Origin of the sequence: Bacillus sp. JJ1503, assembly GCF_036965125.1 — a bacterium.
Lineage (GTDB): Bacteria > Bacillota > Bacilli > Bacillales > Cytobacillaceae > Cytobacillus.
On record NZ_JBALOZ010000050.1, the window covers coordinates 1,125 to 2,649 of the forward strand.

Genomic DNA, 1,525 nt, shown 5'->3' on the forward strand with positions numbered 1-1,525 from the left:
TTTTTTATGGCATTTACAATCAGCTGGCTGATGATTTTGCAGATATGTTTGATGACATGAAGGACGGTGCAGTAACACCCTATACCTATTATTTGAAATATCATGATAAACGTCCAGATCTTATCAATCCCTTTGAATTATACTGGACGGTCATCTCCCATTTGATCCATAACGTGTATCATTCAGATACAATGACTCGTGAGGTGATGTTGGATCGTGCAATAAATAGCCTGAAACGATTTAAAGTGCGAATAGGCACAAAGAAATACAACGAGGTTATGGAGTTATTTGCTTCTGGAAATCCAAAGTTCAATCGGATCATTCAAAAAATGGTTCGAAAAGCGGATGATGTGGATTTCTTTGATAAACTGCTTAGAGATCAGATGATTACCCATCTGAAAAATGAAAGTAAAGAGCGAGAAGGATTTTTAGATACGATCGATACCGTTCGCAATCAGATCAACAACATCTTACATATTCCTAAAAACGATTATGATTCTATTATGCAAGATCCAATCATTGATGCTGCAAATTACAGTCTGGAAGGCGATGGAAAGCGATTGAGGCCTATATTGACTTGGGTCATGGGCGTTAACGAATATGGATTAAAAAGTTCAGCAATCGTTCCGCTTCTGAGATCATTGGAATATATGCATACCGCATCCCTAATCTTCGATGATCTGCCATCCCAGGATAATGCGTCCATCCGCAGGGGACGACCAACCCTTCATCAGGTGTATAACATTGCTATAACAGAATTAACCGGTCTATTTCTAACCCAGAAGGCAATCCGGGAGCAAGCATCCCTTGACCAATTCGATTCAAAAACGGTGCTTGCCTTGATTCAATATTCGGCCCAAATGACAGAGGATATGTGTAAGGGACAGGCGATGGACTTGGATTCAAAAGGGAAACCATTGACACTGGAACAATTGAATATGATGAGCTTTTATAAAACAGGGATCGCATTCGAAGCGTCCCTCATCATGCCTGCCATGCTCGCCCAAGCAAAGCAGTTGGAAATAGAAGCTTTGAAAAAATTCGCCTATCATGCCGGTATTGCGTTTCAAATTAAGGATGATCTGCTTGATGTTGAAGGAGATCTGGTCAAACTTGGAAAACCCATTGGCAAAGATAAGGAAAACAACAATTCGACTTTTGTGTCCATCCTAGGTGTTGTTGGTGCTAGAAAAGAAATGTGGGAACATTACTGTCTTGCCATGGAAGTGTTAATAGAGGTTCCGCGCAATACCACTTTTCTGAAGCATTTATTGAATTATATTGTGAACAGGGACCGTTAAGTAGAAAGGGGATACGAAGTAGTTAGAGTAGGTAAACTGCTGAATTAATTGTGGCTCCGATCACTATTCCAGCCATGTGAAGTGTTGCTCACTGCTCGTAAGAAAAGATTAAAACAGATATAAGTAAAGAGCCTCCCTATTAAGGAAAGGCTCTTTTTCATAATTGAAAGGAAATAAATGTTTATTTTACCAAGCCAAATCTGATAAACTTCATAGAGGAGGGA

General features: G+C 39.7%; 1 protein-coding gene. It reads left to right on the forward strand.

Annotated features, from left to right (window positions below):
• Positions 1–1,301 (forward strand): polyprenyl synthetase family protein (locus V7149_RS04845; RefSeq protein ID WP_335344522.1); only part of this gene is annotated, 1,301 nt, incomplete at its 5' end.
• Positions 1,302–1,525: the final 224 nt, after the last annotated feature.